The sequence below is a fragment of the Roseibium sp. 10G30-5 genome (assembly GCF_055809635.1).
The window spans coordinates 2,487,619-2,509,385 of record NZ_CM147918.1; the positions used below are offsets into that span (position 1 = coordinate 2,487,619).

Sequence of the window (21,767 nt, forward strand, 5' to 3'; positions counted from 1 at the left end):
GTACGCAGAGGCATGCCTGACATCGTAAAACCGTAATCACGCAGCCACTTTGGCTGCGTGCGTGTCTCAGGCTTGACGCGCCCCTTATTCCGTCGCAAATGCATGTAAGCCGTGTTGAAGCTGGGACTTTTTCCATGAAACAGATTTACGATGCGTTGTTGGCCGTGCCGAATGGTTGTCTTCTGGCATGGGGCTGGCGTCGCAGAGGGATCGCGTTTCTGATCGGACTGGTCTCTGCGCTGGCACTGCCGCCAACGGGTTATTGGCCGTTGCTGCTGGTCACACTGCCGTGCCTCGTCTGGCTCATGGATGGGGCGTTGGATGCAGGCAAAGGAACGTGGGGCGGGCGCTTCAGACGCGGCTTTTCGTTGGGCTGGTGGTTCGGCTTTGGCTTTTTTCTCGCGAGTCTGTGGTGGATTGGGTCGGCCTTTCTGGTCGATGCAGACCAATTTGCCTTAGCTTATGCCGCTTGCCGTGTTGTGCATGCCCATGGGGCTGGCTCTGTTTCCGGGTCTTGCGCTGGCGCTGGCGGCGCTTGTCTGGCCCGAAAACCCTTCCCGCTTGCTGATCTTTGCGTTGGCAATGACGGGTGCCGATTATATCCGGGGGCATGTCCTGACAGGCTTTCCTCGAACATCTTCGGATATGCGTTTTCGGACAGCTTGCCGCTTTTGCAGGGGGCGAGTGTCATTGGCATCTACGGCGTTGGTCTCTGCGTTCTGCTGATGTGTTCTGCGCCTGCCGTGCTCGGCGACACTTTGCCCGCACGGCGTAAGGTCCATGTCTTGTCCATGGCGGGTGTGTTGCTTGTTGCGTTGCTGGCATTCGGCTACTGGCGACTGGATGTGATGCCGGATGCAGGTCTCAGCAATACGGATGTGCGGTTGGTGCAGCCAGATGTGTCGCAAACCGAAAAGTGGCGGCCGACAAACCGCGAACGGATCTTCAATGAGTATTTGCAACTCAGCAGTCGCCCTCTGTCGCATGCTGCGCGCAAGGATGCGCATCGTTTGTTGGTGTGGCCGGAATCCGCTCTGCCGTTTCTTCTTAGCCGGGATGAGATCGCGCTGTCGCGGATTGCGGAATTGCTGGATGGGAAGATGGCGCTTGCGACCGGAGCCATCCGAGAGGATGAATCCACTGATCCGCCCAGCTATTACAATTCGATCTTCCTGTTAAACGGACAGGGCGTTATCGAGGGTGCTTACGACAAGGAGCATCTTGTTCCTTTTGGCGAGTATTTGCCGCTCTCCGATTTCCTTGAAAGTCTTGGCCTGTCGAAGCTTGTCGCGTTGCTCTGGTGCTTTTCATTCGGGTGCAGATCATCAAATCATGACACCAACGGGCGGGATCCCCTCCTTCTGGCCATTGATCTGCTATGAGGCGATCTTTCCATCGCTTGCGGCTCCGGGGACACCGCGCCCCGGGTTTCTGCTCAACGTCACGAATGACGCCTGTATTTGGCAATACGCCTTGCCCGCATCAGCATCTGGCGCAGGCTCGGGTGCGCTCCATCGAGCAGGGGCTGCCGCTCGTCAGAGATGCAAATACCGGCGAATCTGCGGTCTATGATGCCAAGGGGCGTGAGATTGCGCATCTCGGTCTTGAACGGCGCGGCGTTATCGATGCGCCTTTGCCAAACCCGCTACCGGCCACGATTTATGCACGAACTGGCGATTGGCCATTCGCCGGTTTTGTTGGCCTGATTGCGCTAATCTTCTTGATTTGTCGATACAACCTTGACTCGCGTAAAAATTGAAAAGACAGCTTGGGTCAATAAAACACTTGTGTTAAAAGCCGCCGGTCGTTCAGCGGAAACGACAGAAATCGCTGTGCTGCGGCGGTTGCAAAAGCATTGATGGTTTTATCGATGCCCACAGAGACCTGAAAAATCAATAATAACGGCGGGTGCGCTGTTGCAAGAAAAAGAAAGACAAAGAGATGCCGAGTAAAAAGGCTCCTAATCCCATTGATATTTACGTTGGAAGCCGTGTTCGCTTGCGTCGCATGATGTTGAGCATGAGCTAGGAAAAGCTCGGCGAAAGCCTGGGCATCACCTTTCAGCAGATTCAGAAATACGAGAAGGGCACCAACCGTATCGGCGCCAGTCGTTTGCAGCATATCGCCACGATCCTGAAGGTGCCGGTCGCCTTCTTTTTCGAAGATGCGCCAGGTACCCCTGAGGAAGCAAACGGCATGGGCGAAGGCCAGCCTGCGTCTTATGTTGTCGATTTTCTCTCGTCTTCGGAAGGCCTCGCGCTCAACAAGGCCTTTGTTCGGATTGAGGATCCCAAGGTACGGCGTCGCATCGTCGACCTCGTCCGGGCAGTCGCCGGCGACGACTAATCCGACGAAGGGCTTGATTTTCTGTAATTCTTCTTAGATTGATGTGAGCGGAGCGGTGACATGGTCACCGCTCCATTCTTTGTCATTCCCAGAAGGACGCTAGCCAATGGCCCGTCAAGAGTACCTGTTTACCTCTGAATCCGTTTCAGAGGGGCATCCGGACAAGGTCTGTGACCGTATTTCCGATGCCGTCGTGGACGCCTACCTCAGCCAGATGCCGGAAGCACGTGTGGCCTGTGAAACACTCGCCACCACGAACCGCATCGTGATTGCTGGCGAAACGCGCGGCCCGGCCGATATCACTAAAGACTATATCGCTCATCTGGCCCGTATGGCCGTCAAGGATATCGGCTACGAACAGGACGGTTTCCATTGGGAAAATTGCGACATCTCCGTCTATCTTCATGCTCAGTCCGCGCACATCGCGCAGGGCGTTGATGCAAAGGATAACAAGGACGAGGGCGCGGGCGATCAGGGTATCATGTTCGGCTATGCCTGCCGTGAAACAGAAGAGCTGATGCCGGCTCCTATCCTGTTTTCGCACAAGATCCTGAAGACGTTGGCAGATGTGCGTAAATCCGGTCAAGAGCCGCTTCTGGGGCCTGACGCCAAGAGCCAGGTCACGGTGCGCTATGAAAACGGTCAGCCTGTTGGTGTCAGTTCCATCGTTCTTTCGACCCAGCACCTTGATGCGCAGTTGACGTCCCATGACGTGCGGTCGATCGTTGAGCCGTATATCCTTCAGTCCTTGCCGGACGGTTGGATCACGGACGAGACGGTTTGGCACGTCAATCCGACGGGTGCTTTCGTGATTGGCGGTCCGGACGGCGATGCTGGTCTGACAGGTCGCAAGATCATTGTTGATACCTATGGTGGTGCGGCCCCGCATGGTGGGGGGCGTTCTCTGGCAAGGATCCGACCAAGGTTGACCGCTCTGCGGCCTACGCCTCGCGTTATCTGGCCAAAAACGTCGTTGCCGCTGGCCTTGCTCGATCGCTGCACTATTCAGTTGTCCTATGCCATCGGTGTGGTTGAGCCTCTGTCGGTTTACGTCGATTGTCATGGCACAGGTCATTGCGATGAAGCCCGCCTCGAAAAGGGTTTGCGTGATGTTATGCGCCTGAGCCCGCGTGGCATTCGGGAGCATCTGGACCTCAACAAGCCGATTTATGAGCGCACCGCAGCTTATGGCCATTTTGGCCGGACTCCGGACGCTGATGGCGGTTTCAGTTGGGAAAAGACAGATTTGGTTGACGCATTGCGGTCAATTGCCGGATAAGGCCGGTCCAATCCAAATCAACGGAGTAGATCGTCGGCTGCGGCCGACGATCCGCAAATGACCATGAATGATCATTACGAAGGCTCGTTCTACGGCCGCCGCAAGGGCAAACCCCTCAGCCCGACGCAAACGCGTCTGATGGACGAGGAACTGCCAAAACTCTCGCTAAACCTCCAGTCACCGCCGCCTGAGAGCTTGTTCGACCTCTTCGAGGTGCCTGTGCGCGAAGTCTGGTTGGAAGTCGGTTTTGGCGGTGGTGAGCACTTGCTGCATCGGGCGCGCGAAAATCCGCACGTCGGGCTGATTGGTGTGGAGCCTTTTGTCGGCAGCATGGCCAAGGTGTTGACGACGGTTCACGCCGAAGGCATCGGCAACATTCGTCTTTATGATGATGACGCTATTAATGTACTGGACTGGTTGCCTGAAGCGTCGCTCGATCTGGCTTATCAACTGTATCCAGACCCGTGGCCCAAGCGTCGCCACTGGAAGCGCCGGTTCATCAATTCGCAAAATCTGGATCGGTATGCACGGGCACTTAAGCCGGGCTGCGAATTTCGGTTTGCCAGCGATATCGACACATATGTTGATTGGACTTTGCGAGAGTGCCGCAACCATCCGGCTTTCGAATGGCAGGCGGAAAGTCGTGCCGATTGGGTCGAGCCGTGGTCCAATTGGCCAAGCACCCGCTATGAGGCAAAGGCTCTGCGGGAAGAGCGTGTTCCACGCTATCTGACCTTCCTGCGCGTCTGAGCCGACGCATCTTTGCGGGAAGGCAAGGCTTTGCTCTTGCCTTTGAATGGGGTTTGCATATATATAGCCAGTGTTTCCTTCTCAAACGGCTGATATGCGGTATTGAGAGTGGGTCTGCTCGGACCCGCTCTTTTTTGCATAGGCCGATGAGATCGACTGAGACAACCGGCCTTTGGCCGATGGGTCCAACAGGAGTTGAGTGTGAGCGCACACGAAGAGCGTACCATCAAGGAACAGGGCCTCGAAGCGCGCGTGGCTGTTATTATCGAGCCGGTCATTGAAGACCTGGGCTTTCGATTGGTGCGTGCCAAGATCAGCGCGGCCAATGGCTGCACGCTGCAGATCATGGCAGAGCGCCCGGACGGCACGTTTGCGATTGAGGATTGTGAGGTTGTCAGCCGTGCCGTTTCTCCGGCACTTGACGTCGATGATCCGATTGATCGCGCCTATCATCTTGAGGTGTCATCGCCTGGTATCGACCGCCCGCTGGTGCGCGTCGGTGATTTCCAGCGCTGGGCCGGGCATGTAGTGCGCATTGATATGGCGGTCATGCATAACGGTCGGAAGCGGTTTCGTGGTATCCTGATCGGTGCTGAGGATGGCAATGCCATCGTCCGATTGCCGGATGGGCGGCCCGAGGATGATGATACCGTGACCCTTCGAATTGAAGACATCGGCGAGGCCAAGCTGGTTTTGACGGATGATCTGATTGACGCGGCGCTGAAAGCGGAAAAGGCGGCTTTGGTCGCTCGCTCCGATGGCGACGCAGAAGATGAAACACACAAGCCGAACTGACCATCAAGTGTCATGAGGTTGCGAAATGCGCTGAACATGCTTGAAGGTGGCGCAAGAGGAGTGGATTAAATGGCTATCAGCGCTAACCGGCTGGAACTGTTGCAGATCGCTGATGCGGTGGCTCGGGAAAAGTCGATTGATCGCAACATTGTCATTGGTGCAATGGAAGATGCGATTCAGAAGGCAGCCCGGTCCCGTTATGGTACCGAGACGGAAGTCCGCGCCGAGATCCATCCGAAAACCGGTGAAATTCGGTTGCAGCGCCTGCTTCAGGCTGTGGAAGTCGTTGAAAACGTTTCGACGGAAATCGCGCTTGAAGATGCGCAGAGCCGTAATCCGGAAGCAGCCTTGGGCGACTTTATCGCCGAACCGTTGCCGCCACTGGACTTCGGCCGTATCGCAGCTCAGTCTGCCAAGCAGGTCATCGTTCAGAAAGTGCGCGAAGCCGAGCGTGATCATCAGTACGAAGAATTCAAGGATCGCGTTGGCGAAGTCGTCAATGGCGTGGTCAAGCGGGCCGAATACGGCAATGTGATCATCGATCTGGGTCGTGGTGAAGGCATCGTTCGTCGTGACGAGCTGATTCCGCGTGAGGCATTCCGCACGGGCGACCGCATTCGCGCTTACATCTATGATGTGCGTCGCGAGCAGCGTGGCCCGCAGATTTTCCTGTCGCGCACGCATCCGCAGTTCATGGCCAAGCTGTTTGCTCAGGAAGTGCCGGAAATTTATGACGGCGTCATTGAGATCCGCTCGGTTGCGCGTGATCCGGGCTCTCGTGCGAAGATTGCGGTCATCTCCCGCGATTCCTCAATCGACCCGGTCGGAGCCTGCGTTGGGATGCGCGGTAGCCGTGTTCAGGCGGTCGTTGGTGAGCTTCAGGGCGAAAAGATCGACATCATACCTTGGAACGACGAGCCCGCGGCCTTCATTGTGAATGCCTTGCAGCCCGCGGAAGTGGCCAAGGTTGTTCTGGATGAAGAATCCGAGCGCATCGAAGTCGTTGTGCCTGATGAGCAGCTCTCGCTTGCCATTGGTCGTCGTGGTCAGAATGTGCGGCTGGCGTCCCAGCTCACGGGCTGGGCCATCGACATCATGACCGAGCACGAGGAATCCGAGCGTCGCAACAAGGAATTCCAGGAGCGCTCCGCGCTGTTTATGGAAAGTCTTAATGTTGACGAGATGGTTGGACAGCTTCTGGCAACGGAAGGCTTTGACTCCATCGAGGAAGTCGCCTACGTCGAGAACGATGAAATTGCGTCTATCGAAGGTTTCGACGACGAGACGGCTGAAGAGATTCAGGCGCGTGCTCGTGACTTCCTTGAGGAACGCGAAGCGAAGATGGATCAGGAACGTCGTGATCTGGGTGTCGCCGACGAGCTTTTGACGATTGATGGCATCACAGTTGCGATGCTGGTTGCACTTGGCAAGGACGATGTTAAAACCGTCGAAGATCTTGCAGGGTGCGCAGCGGATGATCTTGTGGGTTGGACTGAGCGCAAGAATGGTGAAACCAAGCGTTTCGACGGCAGCTTGAGCGCGTTCAATCTTTCTCGCTCCGAAGCTGAAGCGATCGTCATGGCGGCCCGTGTGGCAGCCGGATGGATCACGGAAGAAGAACTGGCCGCTCAGAGCGATGATGCTGGCGAAGAAGAGCTGGACACCGAGACGGAAGAAGATGTCGAGGAAGTCGAAAGCGTTGCCACCGAAGGCTGAAGCCCCGGTGACAAGGGATTTGCTGGAGGTGATTGAGTGCCAAGGAAAAATGAACCGACCGAGCGGCAATGCGCCGTCACGCGGGAGGTTCTTCCTGTCGATCGCCTCCTGCGTTTCGTCATGGACCCTCAGGGACATGTCGTTCCCGATTTAAAACGTGAATTGCCTGGGCGTGGTGTCTGGGTTACTGCCAGTCGGGAAATCATTGAGCTGGCGGAGAAAAACAGAAAAAAGGTGTTCGGACGCGGCTTCAAAACAGAAGCACACGTCGAGGACGGACTTGCAGAGCGGGTTGATGCTCTGCTGGAACGGTCAGCGCTTGCATCCTTGTCAATGACACGCAAGGCAGGTGAGCTGGTGACCGGTTTCTCCAAGGTTGAGGCTGCATTGCGACGCGAAGGCGTTGTTGGCCTCATCCATGCCTCGGACGCAGCCGAGGATGGAATTCGAAAACTGGCGCGGGTGACCGCTAGCCGGGATGAAATTGCAACCGGACTATCCGTTGTCCGTTTGTTCGATTCGACTCAATTGGATTTGGCATTGGGTCGGTCAAATGTGATACATGCTGCACTGCTTGCGGGTCGGGCGAGTGAAAACTTTATGGCGAGAACACGCGCCCTCGAGGTTTTCCGGTCGAATTCCGCCAAAGAGGACACAGGCAGCGCGAACAGTGCAGTTGCGCAGGACTGAAGGCAATATGAGCGACACGAAAAATCCAGGCTGACAAGACAATCAGTGTCGAGCGTAAAACGCTCGGCCTCAAGCGAGGCGGTGGTGGTGACCAGGGTACGGTCCGCCAGTCATTTTCGCATGGCCGGTCAAAGGCCGTCGTCGTGGAGAAGAAAAAGCGTCGCGTTGTGGTTCCAGAGTCAGGAAACGAAGCCCGAACAACCGGCTTTGAAAACGCAGCGCCTCGACAAACCGAGTGAAGTTGCACCGCGTAAGCCTACTCCGGCTCCTCAGCCGGCTGCCAAGGGTGGTAACCGCCAGAAGGGCGGCAAGCTCCTGAAGACGCTGACCAAGGAAGAGGCAGCTGCACGTGCCGCGGCCTTGAAGATGGCACAGGCGCGCGCGGTTGAAGAAAAGAAGCAGGCGGAAATCGACGCAAAACGTCGCGCTGAAGAAGATGCACGGCGTGCGGTTGAAGAAGCCGAACGTCTGCGCCAGGAAGAAGTCGAGCGCCGTGAGCGCGAAGCTGAGGAAGCTCGGCTGGCTGCGCAGCGTGCGGCTGAGGCGCCCAAGGTTGAAGCGGCGCCTGCTGCTCCTGCACGTGACAAGCCGGCTGCTCGCTCTGATCAGCGGTCTGGCACGGCGCGTCCGGGCGGTAATCGTTCGACGGCTGCCAATGCTGCGGCTCCTGAAAAGGCTGGTATCCGTCCTGCTGCGCGTCCGGGTGAAGATGAAGAGCGCAAGCCGGTACGTGGTGCCGGTGCTCCGAACAAGCGCGGCGGCAAGCCGGGGAATGCAACCCCCACGCCGAGCCGCCCACGCACAGGGGATGATCGTCGCCGTTCCAAGCTGACGATCTCGTCGGCAACCGGGGATAATGATGAAAACCGGTCACGTTCGCTGGCGTCTCTGCGCCGGCGTCGTGAAAAGGAGCGTCGTGGCAATCAGCAGGTTCCACGTGAAAAGATCATTCGCGAAGTAACCTTGCCGGAAGCGATTACCATTCAGGAACTCGCCAACCGTATGGCCGAGCGCGCTGTTGATGTGATCAAGCTTCTGATGAAGCAAGGTCAGATGATGAAGATCAACGACGTCATCGATGCTGATACGGCCGAATTGATCGCCGTAGAAATGGGCCACACGGTCAAGCGCGTGTCTGAAGCTGATGTGGAAGAAGGTCTCTTCTCCATCGAGGATACGTCCGACAACCTTCAGGATCGTCCGGCAGTTGTCACGATCATGGGTCACGTTGACCACGGTAAGACGTCGCTGCTGGATGCGATCCGCAATTCCAAGGTTGTGACGGGCGAAGCCGGTGGCATTACCCAGCACATTGGCGCTTATCAGGTCGAACAGGCTGGTCACAAGATCACCTTCATTGATACGCCGGGCCACGCCGCCTTCACGCAGATGCGTGCTCGTGGTGCCAAGTCCACGGATATCGTGATCCTGGTGGTTGCTGCTGACGACGGTGTCATGCCGCAGACCAAGGAAGCCATTGCGCACGCCAAGGCCGCTGACGTTCCGATGATCATTGCGATCAACAAGATCGATAAGCCGGGTGCTGATCCGAACCGCGTTCGGACAGAACTGCTTCAGGACGGCATCGTCGTGGAAGCCATGGGCGGTGAAGTGATCGACGTTGAAGTTTCGGCCAAGGCTGGCCAGAACCTCGACAAGTTGCTCGAAATGGTTCTGCTGCAGTCGGAAATCCTTGAACTCAAGGCCAATCCGGAACGCACCGCAGAAGGCATTGTCATCGAAGCACAGCTCGACCGCGGTCGTGGGCCTGTTGCTACGGTTCTGGTCCAGAAGGGCACCTTGCGCCCGGGTGATATCCTGGTAGCAGGCTCCGAGTGGGCTCGTGTTCGTGCCATGATCGATGAAAACGGCAAGCATGTTGATGAAGCTGGTCCGTCCAAGCCTGTTGAAGTCCTGGGCTTCAACGGCACGCCGGAAGCTGGTGACATGGTCGCCGTCGTCGAGAACGAAGGCCGGGCTCGCGAGATCGTCGAGTATCGTCAGCGTCTGCAGCGTGAACGGGCATCGGTTGTTGCCTCGGGCACACGTGGCTCGCTGGAGCAGATGATGAACCGTCTGAAGGAAACGGGCCGTAAGGAATTCCCGTTTGTCCTCAAGGGCGACGTTCAGGGTTCTCTGGAAGCGATCAACTACGCGGTCGGCGAATTGGCCACCGACGAAGTTGCAGCGCGCATCCTGCTCTCCAATGCCGGTGGCATCACGGAAAGCGACGTGACGCTGGCAACCGCTTCGAAGGCGCCGATCTTCGGCTTCAACGTTCGTGCCAACCGTCAGGCGCGCGACGCAGCACAGCGTGAAGGCATCGAAATCCGTTACTACAACGTGATTTACGATCTGGTCGACGACATCAAGGCAGCAATGTCTGGCCTCCTGTCGCCGGAACGTCGTGAAACGTTCCTCGGCAACGCCGAAGTTCGCGAGGTGTTCAACATCTCCAAGGTCGGCAAGATCGCTGGCTGTCTGGTCACCGAAGGCGTTGTACAGCGTGGCGCAAATGTCCGCCTGATCCGCGATGACATCGTTATCCACGAAGGCAAGCTGGGGACGCTCAAGCGCTTCAAGGATGAAGTCAAGAGTGTCGAATCCGGTCAGGAATGTGGCATGAACTTCGTCAACTATCAGGACATGCGCGCTGGCGATGTGATCGAGTGCTTCCACGTCGAAGAGATCGCAAGAACGCTCTGATCGCCGGTCAGATACGAAACAGCATTACGCCGGCGCCGTCAGAAAGACAGCGCCGGCTTCTTGTATTTCGGACCTGATCGAAGCTGAAAACGGATAGAAAAAACATGGCAAAACACACCGGACAAAGCGCCAAGGGCCCTTCGCAGCGACAGTTGCGCGTTGGCGAACTCGTGCGTAAGGAAGTTTCCGATATTCTGACCCGCGGCGAAGTTGCGGACCCGGAACTGGAAGGGGTTATCGTAACGATCCCTGAAGTTCGCATGACGCCGGACCTGCGTCTTGCAACCTGCCTGTTCATGCCGCTTGGTGGCGTGGATGGCGCGGGTGTGGAAAAGGCATTGAACCGTTGTGCAAAATTCCTGCGGGGCTCGGTCGCCCGGCGGCTGACGATGAAATATGCCCCTGATCTTCGGTTCGTGCTCGACACACGGTTTGACGATGACGATCGCATTGAAGCGCTGCTGCACTCGCCGGATGTCAAGCGCGATCTCGACGATGAGACCGATAGCGTCGACGGAAACGATGACGACCGCGACCAGTAAAGCGTCCGTTCTCACGCTTTTTCAGATTTTGAAGACACGAGATTGCAATGGCACCTCAACGGGCTAAGAAACACCGCAATGCCATCGACGGCTGGCTTGTTCTTGACAAGCCATATGGCATTACATCGAATGATGCTCTGAGCAAAATCAAGCGCATTCTGCATCCTGAAAAAGTGGGTCATGCCGGCACACTTGATCCGCGTGCCTCCGGGTGCCTGCCGCTGGCGTTTGGCGAAGCCACCAAGACGGTGTCTTGCATCATGGATGGGCGCAAGGTCTATCGGTTTGAGGTGACCTGTGGCGCTCAGACCAACACCGACGACACCGAAGGCGAGGTCGTCGCCACGTCCGATGTGCGCCCGGATGCAGATGCGATCCGCGACGTATTGCCCGAGTTTCATGGCACGATCATGCAGGTTCCGCCCGCCTTTTCTGCGATCAAGGTGCAGGGCGAGCGGGCCTATGATTTGGCACGCGATGGTGCGGATGTGGAACTTGAGGCACGGCCCATTGATGTGCATCGCCTCGACCTGGTTGAGATGCCGTCAAGCGATACGGCCGTCTTTGAGGCAGAGTGCGGCAAAGGCACTTATGTCCGTGCACTCGCGCGCGATCTCGGGTTGCGCCTCGGAACTTGCGGGCATGTGACTGAGTTGCGCCGACTTCTGGTTGGCCCCTTCGGCGAGGAAGACATGGTCACCCTCGATGAATTGATTGAAGCGGCAGAGGCTTTGGAAGAAGGCGCGGGCATTGATCCGCTCATGGAGTTTATCTTGCCGGTGCGCGAGTCCATGGAAGCCCTCGTAGAGGTGCCAGTGTCTCTTGAGGACGCCGCAAAGCTGCGCCGCGGCATGGCCATCCTTCTGCGCGGTCGCGAAGCCCCTCTCAATTGCGAAGAGGCCTTCGCCAGCCATGCCAGCGTTCCCGTTGCTTTGGGTGCTGTCGAAAAAGGTCGCTTTCAACCGAAGCGTGTTTTCAAACTATAAGTCGAGATCCTGACGCTTCTGATCTCCAAGCCCGGCAACGCTCTCAGCGTCTGCCGGGCTTTTTCTTGCTATGTTTGGACTTGGGAAACTTCGACCGTGTTCGTGTGGATCGCTTAAACACCAGCCTCAAAAGCTTCCACAAGATCGATGAAGGCTTCACCGTAGCGGTCGAGTTTGGATTGACCGACGCCTGTGACCGCGAGGAGCGCATGGTCGCTCGTCGGGCGGGCTTCTGCGATGCCTGCGAGCGTCGTGTCGGGGAAGACGAGATACGGCGGGATTTCGTTTTCCTGGGCGATCTGGCGCCGGAGCCGGCGCAACCGCTCAAAAAGAAGCCGATCCTCTTGCTCCATATCATCTGTAACGCTGGAATGGTGTGCCGCCCTGCCTTTGCGCAAGGTCGAAGCCGCGCGATCTTTGCGCAGCAGCACCTGTGTCTCGTTTCGCAACACGGTGCGTGAGGCTTCCGTCAAGACCAATGCACCGAACTGGCGGTGGTCCGCATCCATATAGCCAGCCGCAACCAACTGGCGCGCAACGGATTGCCAGACGCGGCCGTTGTGCTCCTGCCCGATGCCGAAGACGGACAGACTGTCGTGCTTGAACTTGGCGACCTTTTCGGTGTCCTTACCCAGTAACACATCAATGATATGGCCGGTGCCAAACCTCTGGCCGGTACGATAGACCGCCGACATGAATTTCTGTGCGGCTTGTGTCCCATCCCAAGTTTCCACTGGTGACAGACAGGTATCGCAATTGCCACAGGGGTTGGGGTAGACTTCGCCAAAATGGGCAAGCAGTGCCTGACGGCGGCAGCCGGACGTTTCACAAATCCCCAGAAGGGCATTGAGTTTGCCTATTTCGGCACGCTTGATTTCGTCTGGTGCGTCACTTTCGGTGATCATACGGCGGCGTTGCATCATGTCGGCCATGCCATAAGCCATCCAGGCTTCGGCCGGGGCGCCATCACGTCCGGCTCTGCCTGTCTCCTGATAATAAGCCTCAACCGAGGAGGGCAGATCCAGATGGGCAACGAACCGCACGTCCGGCTTGTCAATTCCCATGCCAAAGGCGACGGTTGCGACAAGGCAAAGGCCTTCTTCCAGCAGAAAAGCGTCCTGGTTCGCCGCGCGTTCTGCCGCAGGCAGTCCTGCATGATAAGGACGCGCCGCGATGCCCTTGGTATTGAGCCATTCGGCGATGTCTTCGACCTTGGCCCGTGACAGGCAATAGACAATGCCACTTTCATCCTTGTGGCGCTTCAGGAAATCGAGAAGTTGCTGCCGCTGGTTGGCGCGCTCAACGATTTCATAGCGGATGTTCGGGCGGTCAAAACTGGTGGAGAAGATCTCCGCATTTTCCAGACGCAGACGCTCGATAATGTCCTGCCGGGTATGGGCGTCAGCGGTCGCCGTGAGCGCGACACGTGGGACGCCCGGATACCGGGTCGCCAGATCGGCGAGCGACAGGTATTCCGGGCGAAAATCATGCCCCCACTGGCTGACGCAATGGGCTTCATCAATGGCAAAAAGCGCAATCGGGAGACTGTCGAGAAAACGGCGGAACGGCTCCTGCGACAGGCGTTCCGGTGTGACGTACAGCAGCTTGATCTTGCCATCGCGCACCTTGGCGCGCACCTCGGATTGCTCATCCGCTGTGAGTGATGAGTTGAGGGCCGCAGCCTCTACCCCAGCACCGAGAAGGCTGCCAACCTGATCTTTCATCAAGGCAATCAGGGGCGAGATGACAATGCCAACGCCCTCACGACAAAGCGCCGGAATTTGAAAGCACATGGATTTGCCAGCCCCGGTGGGGAACAGCACGACAGCGTCTTTGCCGTCCAGCAACGTATCGACAACCTCACGCTGACGGCCGCGGAAATCGGAGAACCCGAAAACCGAACTCAGCACCTTGCGCGGGTTCTTGTGCTTATGTGTGTCCGTGTGGTGGGCACGCGGCGGCGATGACAGCATGAAAATGAGGATCCCTGGCAGGAGGTTGCGCAGCTGGCCTCAGGAAAAGCGCTCACGAACCACCTGCATTTTCTCTTATTCGCTCCCGCAGGGCAATTGCACCTGTGGATGAAACGCCGCATCTGGAGGGTTTGTAAGGGAAAAGTGTCGCTAGAGGTGAAATTCGGCGTCTGGATTGTGAGCCAGCGTCTCGGCGCAATGTACCCGCAGCTTGGCGGTGCCTTCGTTGAGGTCGCCTTGTAGCAGGGCCGGGTCAATCGGCTTGCCAAAATGAACGCGGAAGGGTGCGTGCCGCTTGTTCAAAAGTTCGTTGAAGATCGTCATATCGCGCAATTCAGTGGAGATGCGAGACAGGAAGTAGAACAGGCCGGAGTTGCGCCCGCCCATGTGCATGGGAATGATTGGCGCGTCATTGCGCCGGGCAAGAGCCAGCGCCGATGTCATCCAAGGTCGCTCCGTCAATTTCCCCTCGTTCCAATAGGCCAGACGCCCTGAGGGGAACAGCACGACGCATCGTCCTTCCCGAAAGGCCTTGGCGGAGAGAGACAGGGTTTCCCGGGCTTTTTCGCGGGATTTGAATTCATGCCGCCACTCCACCGGAACAATCATGTCAGCAAGTCGCGGGCTTACGCGAATGGCATCACGATTGGCAAAAATGGAGAGATCAGTGCGGCGCTGGCGAATGGCATCAAACAGAACCACACCATCTGCGATGCCGGTTGGGTGATTGGAAACAAGCACCATTGGGCCTTCGGCGGGCACGTTATCCAAGCCCTCGACGGTCACATGCATTTCCAGAAGATCACTCAGATATTCAAAGACTTCAATCGCCGACATACCAGCGATTTCGTCTGACATCTGAAGCGCTTGCCGGTATCGCAAGACACGCAGCGCCAACGGGCGAACAAGCGGCCACCAGGGCCGGGACATGACTTTCTCACCGCGTTCGATGATCAGCGTATCAACAATATGGTCTTCGGCAGTACCGGTCAGGGCCTGTGCATCCTTGCCCAGAGACGTAGACGGCGGGTTTACATACGCCACGGGAAGTCCTTCAAGATTTTGAGTTCGGCGCCCAGTTAAACGTAGATACTTCCACCTTGTTTCGCAATGGAGCAGCTCCAGATACGCCAGATTTCACTTATTCGTCACACGCTCCAGAGCGGGCTGGTGAAGATGCCAAGAGTGCAGAGAAAGCCGACCATCCAGGAGAGGGATCGCGGGGTCGCCCGGTTGGCGTAATAGCAACCAATGTAAATAAGACGCATGGCGATAAAAAGTTCCGCCAGCTTGTTGATCCACTCCGCATTGCCGCCTTGCCAAAGTCCAATGATCACCGCGACAGCGAAGAATGGGAAGGCTTCGAAGCCGTTTTGCTGAGCGCCCATGGCGCGCGCGGGGAAGCCGCCTTTCCAATAGTCCGGGTCGCGTGGGTTGGCATTGTCGAAGCTCTTGTTTGCCTTGGCCGGAAAGGCGCTGAGCGCGGGGAGAATGGCTGCAATGAGAACACACCAGAGCGCGATGGACATGGAAAACTCTCCAGTTGGGCGCGGGCCGGACTGACGGCACATCGCGGAGCGGATAATTCACAAGCCCAATTAAGCCGTTCGCATGAGATGATCAATGCACAAGACATGAAAAGCCTCTGGACGTCGCATGGCGCTCCGGTTTTTTGACAATGGAACCAACCGGGGATGAATGGGTTAAGTCTCCGATTGGGTGGTGCATCTGTCATAAATGTGTTGGTCCTCAGCGCTACAAGGTGGCCAGCGTTAGGGTGTGTCCGCCGAGTGGCAGGAGAAAAAAGTGCCAAAGACGACGATCCTCTTTATTTGTCCCGATAATACGTTGCTTGGTCCATTGGCTGAAGCCTATGTCAATGCAACGGGTCAGGGGCTTGTGCGCGCTTTTTCTGCAGGCGTGGAGCCGGGCGATGTTTTGCATCCGGCGGTCACAAAGTTGCTTTCGGCAAAGTCGATCAGCAGCGAAGGTTTGCAGCCCAAGAGCGCCGACGTCTTCTGCATGCCATATGGGCCAATCGTTCCGGACCGTGTGATCTATCTGTCTCGAATGGCTCCTTTGCCACTGCCACGTGATTGGCGTGGCACTACGTTTGAAGATCATTGGCATGTGGCGGGCGTTCGGCCTTTCCCGCAGTCTTTTGAGGCCGCAAAAGAATATTTCCGGCGCATTCGGCAGGCGGTGGATCAGGTGCTAGGTGCGGATCAATATCGCGCGGGTCCGGATCTCGAAGTTGCCTGAGGGGTCGGTGTCCGGTTGGCTCGCACGTTAGATGCAAGAAGGCGCACGGATGTTTCTGCGCCTCTTGCGTCATCAAGCGGCTCATTGCACTTGTATAGCCGTCTTTCTTTGTCGTTTTTAACCAGATCTTCGGCCCCTTCTCCTCACAATTCTCCATGTCTCACTTTTGTTTTCGGGCAAGTATCGTTAACACTAGGGATGAAACGTTGCCCGTCTTGACCGGGCGACCTTGGCGAGAAAACATTACAGCGGTTGCAAGAAGGGTTCATTGCTTATGAAGAGCGGTGTCATTTTGACGAGCATCATGTGTCTGGCGGTGGGAGTCGCAGGCTGTCAGCGTCTCTCTGGCCAGCCGGATTATTCCGCGCCTTCGCTGCCGGCCGCTCCGACACAACCGATTCAGGGCGGGCAGCTTGCGCCGCTTGATTCTTCCTCTCCTCCTCCCTGGCACAACCATCACCAATTCCGATCAGGCGTCTGCGATGAGTGGCACGATGGGCGGTGACCGTATGGGGGATGCAGGCGGGCAGTCTTCTATGCAGGTGGCCTCGTTGCCGGAGCCGGGAACGGCGCAGGATATCAACCGCAGTGAGATGGGCGGGGGCTGGAAATTGCAGTCGTCCAGCGAAACCTGCATGGCGTTCATGGCGCTGACGTCTTGGTCGGGTGGCTACCGGGCCAACTCGCGTGGGTGTACGTCGCCAACCCTCGCAGGCATTTCTGCCTGAATATCGAAGGCAAGAAGCTGGTGTTGAAAAGCGCCAGCGGTGATGTTCTCGTTCAGCTTTACTCGGTCGGCGGGCAGCAATTCAGCGGCACGACAGCATCGGGCAAACAGGTCACGATGCATCGTTAAGTCAGCGTTTCGGCACGGCTTGTGAAACAAGATAGGGGCCTTATGGGCCCTTATCGCGTTTTTGCAGTGCGATGAGCCTTGGAAGCGTGCAAACCCATTAGGGGATTTTATTTCTCCGGCGCCTTCAGGTTGCATCGCGAAAATTCTAACTATTTGATTTCGCAAGGTGAGTGAGATGTGCTCATTTGCTTTGCTTGCATCTGCGTGATTTTAAGCTTATGCGAAGGTCATTGTGCGACATTTCACCGCGGCACTGACCGGGATGAGGTGTCCAACTGACAACGGAGCGTTCCGAAGTTGAAAGTCGATGCACCCATCAGTCATGCTCTAAGACATCGCTACCAGTCGATGGTGGCGGCGGGAAAGATCAGTGATGATCCGTTGCAGCGTGAGGTGGTCAATAAACTGGATGCTCTCAATGTGCGTTTGTCGGAAACCAGGCTTGCGACGAAAAAGAGCTCTCTCGGGTGGTTGTTCAGCAAACGCACGAAAGACCAGCCTCGGGTGAAAGGGCTTTACGTCTGGGGTGGAGTAGGGCGTGGCAAGACCATGCTGATGGACCTGTTCCTTGACGTGGCGGTTGTTCGCCGTAAGCGCAGAACACATTTTCATGAATTCATGGCCGATGTGCATGAGCGCATTTTCCAGCATCGGCAGGCGTTGAAGCGCGGTGAGGTGAAAGAGGATGATCCTATTCCTCCGGTCGCGCGCCAGATCGCGGACGAAACCCGGCTTTTGTGTTTCGACGAATTTTCCGTAACAGATATTACCGACGCCATGATTCTGGGGCGCTTGTTCACCCAGTTGTTCGCCCTTGGTGTCGTGGTGGTGGCGACGTCGAACGTCGAGCCAAACAATCTCTATAAGGACGGCCTCAACCGTCAGTTGTTTCTCCCCTTCATCGATCTTCTTCAACAGCACGTTGACGTGCTCTGGCTCGACAGTCCGACGGACTATCGCCTGGAGAAGCTTGGCGGGGCACCGGTGTATATTTCACCGTTGAATGACCATGCCGAGGAGCGCATGGACGATGCATGGCGAAAGCTGGTCAATGGATCGCCCGTTTCAAAAGATTTGATTGAGTACAAGGGTCGCAAGATCGAGGTGCGTGCTGTTGCTGATGGCACCGCACGCTTCACGTTTGAAGAGCTCTGCATGCAGCCGCTAGGCGCGGCCGACTACCTGCAAATTGCCGAGAAATACCGCACCATCTTTTTGGAGGGCGTGCCGGTGTTGTCTCGTGAGCGCAGAAACGAGGCAAAGAGGTTCATCAATCTGATCGACACCTTGTATGATAATCACGTGCAGCTTGTTATCTCGGCGGACGCCGAACCCACGGAGCTTTATGTTTCGACCGAGGGGACGGAAGCGTTCGAGTTTGACAGGACAGCTTCGAGGCTGATCGAAATGCGGTCTGAAGCTTACCTAAAGGGAAAGGGGAGGGGCGGTCAGTCGACCAATAAACCTTCCTAGAACGTTAACTGGAGGTCGTTAAAGGTCTCGGTCTTCGGTTTGTTCGCCTTCTTGGTTTGAAATGGTTGCGCCATAGGCGCAAAGGGAGTAGTGCCAACAGCGTCATGCTGAATGGCACAGGGTTCCATCTTACGTAAAGGGAAACTTTCGGATATGGCTCGGAACAAAATTTCTTTGATTGGCTCAGGTCAGATTGGTGGCACGCTTGCACATCTGGTTGGCTTGAAAGAGCTCGGAGACGTCGTTCTTTTCGACATCGCTGAGGGCACTCCGCAGGGCAAGGCTCTGGATCTCGCCGAATCTTCTCCGGTTGACGGCTTCAACGCCAAGATGTCCGGCGCAAACGACTATGCTGCGATCGAAGGCTCTGATGTCATCATCGTCACCGCTGGTGTTCCGCGCAAGCCTGGCATGAGCCGCGACGATCTGCTGGAAATTAACCTGAAGGTTATGGAGCAGGTTGGCGCAGGCATCGCAAAGTATGCCCCCGACGCATTTGTCATCTGCATCACCAACCCGCTCGACGCGATGGTTTGGGCCTTGCAGAAATTCTCCGGTCTGCCGGCCAACAAGGTTGTCGGCATGGCTGGCGTCCTCGATAGCTCGCGGTTCCGTTATTTCCTGACCGACGAGTTCAACGTCTCGGTTGAAGACGTCACCGCCTTCGTTCTTGGTGGTCACGGCGACAGCATGGTGCCGCTGGCACGCTACTCCACTGTGGGCGGTATTCCGCTGCCGGACCTGGTCAAGATGGGCTGGTGCACGGACGAGCGTCTGGAAGAAATCATTCAGCGGACCCGCGATGGCGGCGCAGAAATCGTCGGTCTTCTCAAGACCGGTTCGGCTTTCTACGCTCCTGCTGCATCCGCAATTTCGATGGCTGAAAGCTATCTCAAGGACAAGAAGCGCGTTCTCCCATGTGCTGCTGCTCTCGACGGCCAGTATGGCCTCAAGGACACCTACGTTGGTGTGCCTGTCGTGATCGGCGCTGGTGGTGTTGAGCGTGTGATCGAGATCGAACTGAACAGCGACGAAAAGGCAGGCTTCGACAAGTCTGTCGCGTCTGTGTCTGGCTTGGTCGAAGCTTGTAAGAAAATTCAGCCTGCTCTGGCTTGACGCCAGACGCTGAGACTTCCGAAACTCCGCTCCTGACCCTCAGGGGCGGATCTCCGAAAACGGGGGAAACCAATGAACATTCATGAGTATCAGGCCAAAGCGGTTCTGAAAGCATACGGCGCGCCGGTTGCCGAAGGTGTAGCAATTTTTTCTGCTGATGAAGCAGAAGCTGCTGCAAAGAAGCTTCCTGATCCGCTCTGGGTCGTCAAGTCCCAGATCCACGCCGGTGGCCGCGGCAAGGGCAAGTTCAAAGAACTTGCTGCTGATTCCAAGGGTGGCGTGCGTCTCGCATTCTCGCTCGACGAAGTCACGGCACACGCCAAGGAAATGCTTGGCAACACGCTGGTGACCAAGCAGACCGGCGATGCAGGCAAGGTCGTCAACCGTCTCTATATTGAAGACGGTGCTGACATCGACCGTGAATTGTACCTGTCGATCCTCGTTGACCGCACCGTAGGCCGTCCGGCTTTCGTTGTGTCGACCGAAGGCGGCATGGACATCGAAGCGGTTGCAGAAGAAACACCGGAAAAGATCGTCACTCTGCCGATTGATCCGGATACAGGCGTGACCGACGCCGACAGCGCGAAGCTCTCCGACGCTTTGAAGCTCGAAGGTGAAGCACGCGAAGACGGCGCAAAGCTGTTCCCGATCCTTTACAAGGCGTTCGTCGAAAAGGACATGAGCCTTCTCGAAGTGAACCCGCTGATCGTTATGGAAAATGGTCGCCTGCGCGTTCTTGACGCCAAGGTGTCCTTCGATGGCAACGCTCTGTTCCGTCACGAAGACATTGTTGCTCTGCGTGATGAGACCGAAGAAGATGCCAAGGAAATCGAAGCATCCAAGTACGATCTCGCCTATGTGGCTCTCGATGGTGACATCGGCTGCATGGTGAATGGTGCTGGCCTCGCAATGGCCACCATGGACATCATCAAGCTGTACGGCTCCGAGCCGGCAAACTTCCTCGACGTTGGTGGCGGTGCCTCCAAGGAAAAGGTTACAGCTGCGTTCAAGATCATCACGTCCGATCCGAACGTGAAGGGCATTCTGGTCAACATCTTCGGTGGCATCATGCGCTGCGACGTGATCGCAGAAGGCGTTGTTGCTGCTGTGAAGGATGTGGGACTTCAGGTTCCCCTCGTTGTGCGCCTTGAAGGCACCAACGTTGAGCTCGGCAAGAAGATCATCAACGAAAGCGGTCTGAATGTGATCGCCGCTGATGACCTTGATGACGCCGCCCAGAAGATCGTGAAAGCCGTCAAGGAGGGCGCGTAAATGTCGATCCTCGTCAATAAAGACACGAAAATCCTCGTTCAGGGCCTGACCGGCAAGACCGGCACATTCCACACGGAACAGGCGCTCCAGTATTACGGCACCCAGATGGTTGCCGGCGTTCACCCCAAGAAGGGTGGCACGAACTGGACATCTGGCGTTGATGCTTCCGCAGAGCTGCCGATCTACGCCAGCGTTGCCGAAGCCAGGGACGCAACCGGTGCAGACGCCTCTGTGATCTATGTTCCGCCTGCAGGGGCCGGTGCAGCAATCATCGAAGCGATCGACGCTGAAGTGCCTTTCATTGTCTGCATCACGGAAGGTATTCCGGTTGCCGACATGGTCAAGGTCAAGGCTCGCCTCGAAAAGTCCAAGTCACGCCTTCTCGGGCCGAACTGCCCAGGTGTTCTTACTCCTGAAGAGTGCAAGATCGGCATCATGCCGGGCTCCATCTTCAAGAAGGGTTCCGTCGGCGTTGTTTCGCGCTCCGGCACGCTTACATATGAAGCAGTGTTCCAGACGTCGCAGGCAGGCCTCGGCCAGTCTACGGCTGTCGGTATCGGTGGTGACCCGGTCAAGGGCACCGAGTTCATCGACATCCTGCAAATGTTCCTGACTGACGACGAAACCGAATCGATCATCATGATCGGTGAAATCGGTGGCTCGGCTGAAGAAGAAGCAGCTCAGTTCCTCAAGGACGAAGCCAAGAAGGGCCGTAAAAAGCCGATGGCTGGCTTCATCGCCGGACGTACGGCTCCTCCGGGCCGCACCATGGGTCACGCAGGTGCCGTGATCTCCGGCGGCAAGGGCGGCGCAGAAGACAAGATCTCTGCCATGGAAAGCGCAGGCATCAAGGTGTCTCCTTCCCCGGCAAAGCTTGGCGAAACGCTTCTCGAAGTCTTGAAGGGCTAAAAAGAGAAAACTTCTAGCGTCCAAACTTAAAATCTTTACGGTTTGAGACCTAGGGTACAAGAAAGGCCAAGACGCTCCGTGTCTTGGCCTGTTTCG

The 21,767-nt window shown here is 56.7% G+C and carries 21 protein-coding genes and 1 pseudogene; 19 read left to right on the forward strand and 3 right to left on the reverse strand.

Translation table 11 applies throughout. The features are described from left to right. Positions 1–134 precede the first annotated feature (134 nt). The 12 genes and pseudogenes from lnt (at position 135) to truB (ending at position 11,810) form a co-directional block, all read left to right on the forward strand. Positions 135–1,382, forward strand: a complete 1,248-nt coding sequence (gene lnt / locus AC0L7U_RS12610) for an apolipoprotein N-acyltransferase (protein WP_473691130.1) — start codon at positions 135–137, stop codon at positions 1,380–1,382. Positions 1,383–1,447: 65 nt separating this feature from the next. Further along, positions 1,448–1,759: a hypothetical protein gene (locus AC0L7U_RS12615; RefSeq protein WP_473691132.1), complete on the forward strand. Its 312-nt coding sequence runs from the start codon at positions 1,448–1,450 to the stop codon at positions 1,757–1,759. 182 nt (positions 1,760–1,941) lie between these two features. Continuing rightward, positions 1,942–2,346 (forward strand): annotated as a pseudogene (locus AC0L7U_RS12620) (helix-turn-helix domain-containing protein). A gap of 106 nt (positions 2,347–2,452) precedes the next feature. After that, positions 2,453–3,625 (forward strand): methionine adenosyltransferase, encoded by a 1,173-nt coding sequence (gene metK, locus AC0L7U_RS12625; protein WP_473691134.1) that lies wholly within the window; start codon positions 2,453–2,455, stop codon positions 3,623–3,625. Positions 3,626–3,688: 63 nt separating this feature from the next. Beyond that, positions 3,689–4,375 carry a tRNA (guanine(46)-N(7))-methyltransferase TrmB gene (gene trmB / locus AC0L7U_RS12630; RefSeq protein WP_473695803.1) on the forward strand — a complete coding sequence of 229 codons (687 nt, stop codon included), beginning with the start codon at positions 3,689–3,691 and terminating at the stop codon, positions 4,373–4,375. Between the two features lie 201 nt (positions 4,376–4,576). Further along, positions 4,577–5,170, forward strand: coding sequence for a ribosome maturation factor RimP (rimP, locus tag AC0L7U_RS12635; RefSeq protein WP_473691135.1), 594 nt, complete (start codon positions 4,577–4,579; stop codon positions 5,168–5,170). 69 nt (positions 5,171–5,239) lie between these two features. Continuing rightward, on the forward strand, positions 5,240–6,886 hold the full coding sequence (nusA, locus tag AC0L7U_RS12640; protein ID WP_473691137.1) for a transcription termination factor NusA: 1,647 nt from the start codon (positions 5,240–5,242) through the stop codon (positions 6,884–6,886). 36 nt (positions 6,887–6,922) lie between these two features. After that, positions 6,923–7,576: an RNA-binding protein gene (locus AC0L7U_RS12645; protein ID WP_473691138.1), complete on the forward strand. Its 654-nt coding sequence runs from the start codon at positions 6,923–6,925 to the stop codon at positions 7,574–7,576. 41 nt (positions 7,577–7,617) lie between these two features. Beyond that, on the forward strand, positions 7,618–7,815 hold the full coding sequence (locus AC0L7U_RS12650; RefSeq protein WP_473695806.1) for a translation initiation factor IF-2 associated domain-containing protein: 198 nt from the start codon (positions 7,618–7,620) through the stop codon (positions 7,813–7,815). After that, positions 7,742–10,282: a translation initiation factor IF-2 gene (gene infB, locus AC0L7U_RS12655; RefSeq protein ID WP_473691140.1), complete on the forward strand. Its 2,541-nt coding sequence runs from the start codon at positions 7,742–7,744 to the stop codon at positions 10,280–10,282. The genes AC0L7U_RS12650 and infB overlap by 74 nt, the downstream gene beginning before the upstream one ends. Before the next feature lie 104 nt (positions 10,283–10,386). Beyond that, complete coding sequence (gene rbfA / locus AC0L7U_RS12660) at positions 10,387–10,824, forward strand: 30S ribosome-binding factor RbfA (protein ID WP_473691142.1); 438 nt, start codon at positions 10,387–10,389, stop codon at positions 10,822–10,824. Between the two features lie 47 nt (positions 10,825–10,871). Further along, positions 10,872–11,810 carry a tRNA pseudouridine(55) synthase TruB gene (gene truB / locus AC0L7U_RS12665; RefSeq protein ID WP_473691144.1) on the forward strand — a complete coding sequence of 313 codons (939 nt, stop codon included), beginning with the start codon at positions 10,872–10,874 and terminating at the stop codon, positions 11,808–11,810. 113 nt (positions 11,811–11,923) lie between these two features. Here the strand turns inward: truB and recQ are convergent, their stop codons facing one another. The 3 genes from recQ to AC0L7U_RS12680 form a co-directional block, all read right to left on the reverse strand. After that, the gene (recQ, locus tag AC0L7U_RS12670; RefSeq protein ID WP_473691146.1) at positions 11,924–13,783 is read right to left on the reverse strand and encodes a DNA helicase RecQ; all 1,860 of its coding nucleotides are present in this window, start codon (positions 13,781–13,783) and stop codon (positions 11,924–11,926) included. Between the two features lie 150 nt (positions 13,784–13,933). Continuing rightward, entirely contained in the window at positions 13,934–14,827 is an 894-nt protein-coding gene (locus AC0L7U_RS12675; protein WP_473691148.1) for a 1-acyl-sn-glycerol-3-phosphate acyltransferase, read from the reverse strand. Positions 14,828–14,931: 104 nt separating this feature from the next. Then, complete coding sequence (locus AC0L7U_RS12680) at positions 14,932–15,312, reverse strand: MAPEG family protein (protein WP_473691150.1); 381 nt, start codon at positions 15,310–15,312, stop codon at positions 14,932–14,934. Positions 15,313–15,589: 277 nt separating this feature from the next. Here AC0L7U_RS12680 and AC0L7U_RS12685 point away from each other — a divergent pair, with 277 nt between their 5' ends. From AC0L7U_RS12685 to sucD, 7 genes are all read left to right on the forward strand, one after another. Continuing rightward, positions 15,590–16,045, forward strand: a complete 456-nt coding sequence (locus tag AC0L7U_RS12685) for an arsenate-mycothiol transferase ArsC (RefSeq protein ID WP_473691152.1) — start codon at positions 15,590–15,592, stop codon at positions 16,043–16,045. 413 nt (positions 16,046–16,458) lie between these two features. Then, the gene (locus AC0L7U_RS12690) at positions 16,459–16,773 is read left to right on the forward strand and encodes an AprI/Inh family metalloprotease inhibitor (protein ID WP_473691154.1); all 315 of its coding nucleotides are present in this window, start codon (positions 16,459–16,461) and stop codon (positions 16,771–16,773) included. A gap of 20 nt (positions 16,774–16,793) precedes the next feature. Then, entirely contained in the window at positions 16,794–16,901 is a 108-nt protein-coding gene (locus tag AC0L7U_RS12695) for a hypothetical protein (RefSeq protein WP_473691156.1), read from the forward strand. A 348-nt stretch (positions 16,902–17,249) separates the two neighbouring features. After that, entirely contained in the window at positions 17,250–18,374 is a 1,125-nt protein-coding gene (gene zapE, locus AC0L7U_RS12700; protein WP_473695808.1) for a cell division protein ZapE, read from the forward strand. Positions 18,375–18,527: 153 nt separating this feature from the next. Continuing rightward, entirely contained in the window at positions 18,528–19,490 is a 963-nt protein-coding gene (gene mdh / locus AC0L7U_RS12705; RefSeq protein WP_473691158.1) for a malate dehydrogenase, read from the forward strand. Positions 19,491–19,562: 72 nt separating this feature from the next. Then, positions 19,563–20,762, forward strand: coding sequence for an ADP-forming succinate--CoA ligase subunit beta (gene sucC / locus AC0L7U_RS12710; RefSeq protein WP_473691160.1), 1,200 nt, complete (start codon positions 19,563–19,565; stop codon positions 20,760–20,762). Beyond that, positions 20,763–21,671 carry a succinate--CoA ligase subunit alpha gene (sucD, locus tag AC0L7U_RS12715; protein WP_473691162.1) on the forward strand — a complete coding sequence of 303 codons (909 nt, stop codon included), beginning with the start codon at positions 20,763–20,765 and terminating at the stop codon, positions 21,669–21,671. Positions 21,672–21,767 lie beyond the last annotated feature (96 nt).

Coding starts and splice junctions, on each gene's coding strand:
- lnt (WP_473691130.1), top strand. CDS start 135: ATGAAACAGATTTACGATGCGTTGTTGGCCGTGCCGAATGGTTGTCTT.
- AC0L7U_RS12615 (WP_473691132.1), top strand. CDS start 1,448: ATGACGCCTGTATTTGGCAATACGCCTTGCCCGCATCAGCATCTGGCG.
- metK (WP_473691134.1), top strand. CDS start 2,453: ATGGCCCGTCAAGAGTACCTGTTTACCTCTGAATCCGTTTCAGAGGGG.
- trmB (WP_473695803.1), top strand. CDS start 3,689: ATGAATGATCATTACGAAGGCTCGTTCTACGGCCGCCGCAAGGGCAAA.
- nusA (WP_473691137.1), top strand. CDS start 5,240: ATGGCTATCAGCGCTAACCGGCTGGAACTGTTGCAGATCGCTGATGCG.
- rbfA (WP_473691142.1), top strand. CDS start 10,387: ATGGCAAAACACACCGGACAAAGCGCCAAGGGCCCTTCGCAGCGACAG.
- truB (WP_473691144.1), top strand. CDS start 10,872: ATGGCACCTCAACGGGCTAAGAAACACCGCAATGCCATCGACGGCTGG.
- recQ (WP_473691146.1), bottom strand. CDS start 13,783: ATGCTGTCATCGCCGCCGCGTGCCCACCACACGGACACACATAAGCAC.
- AC0L7U_RS12680 (WP_473691150.1), bottom strand. CDS start 15,312: ATGTCCATCGCGCTCTGGTGTGTTCTCATTGCAGCCATTCTCCCCGCG.
- zapE (WP_473695808.1), top strand. CDS start 17,250: ATGGTGGCGGCGGGAAAGATCAGTGATGATCCGTTGCAGCGTGAGGTG.
- mdh (WP_473691158.1), top strand. CDS start 18,528: ATGGCTCGGAACAAAATTTCTTTGATTGGCTCAGGTCAGATTGGTGGC.
- sucC (WP_473691160.1), top strand. CDS start 19,563: ATGAACATTCATGAGTATCAGGCCAAAGCGGTTCTGAAAGCATACGGC.
- sucD (WP_473691162.1), top strand. CDS start 20,763: ATGTCGATCCTCGTCAATAAAGACACGAAAATCCTCGTTCAGGGCCTG.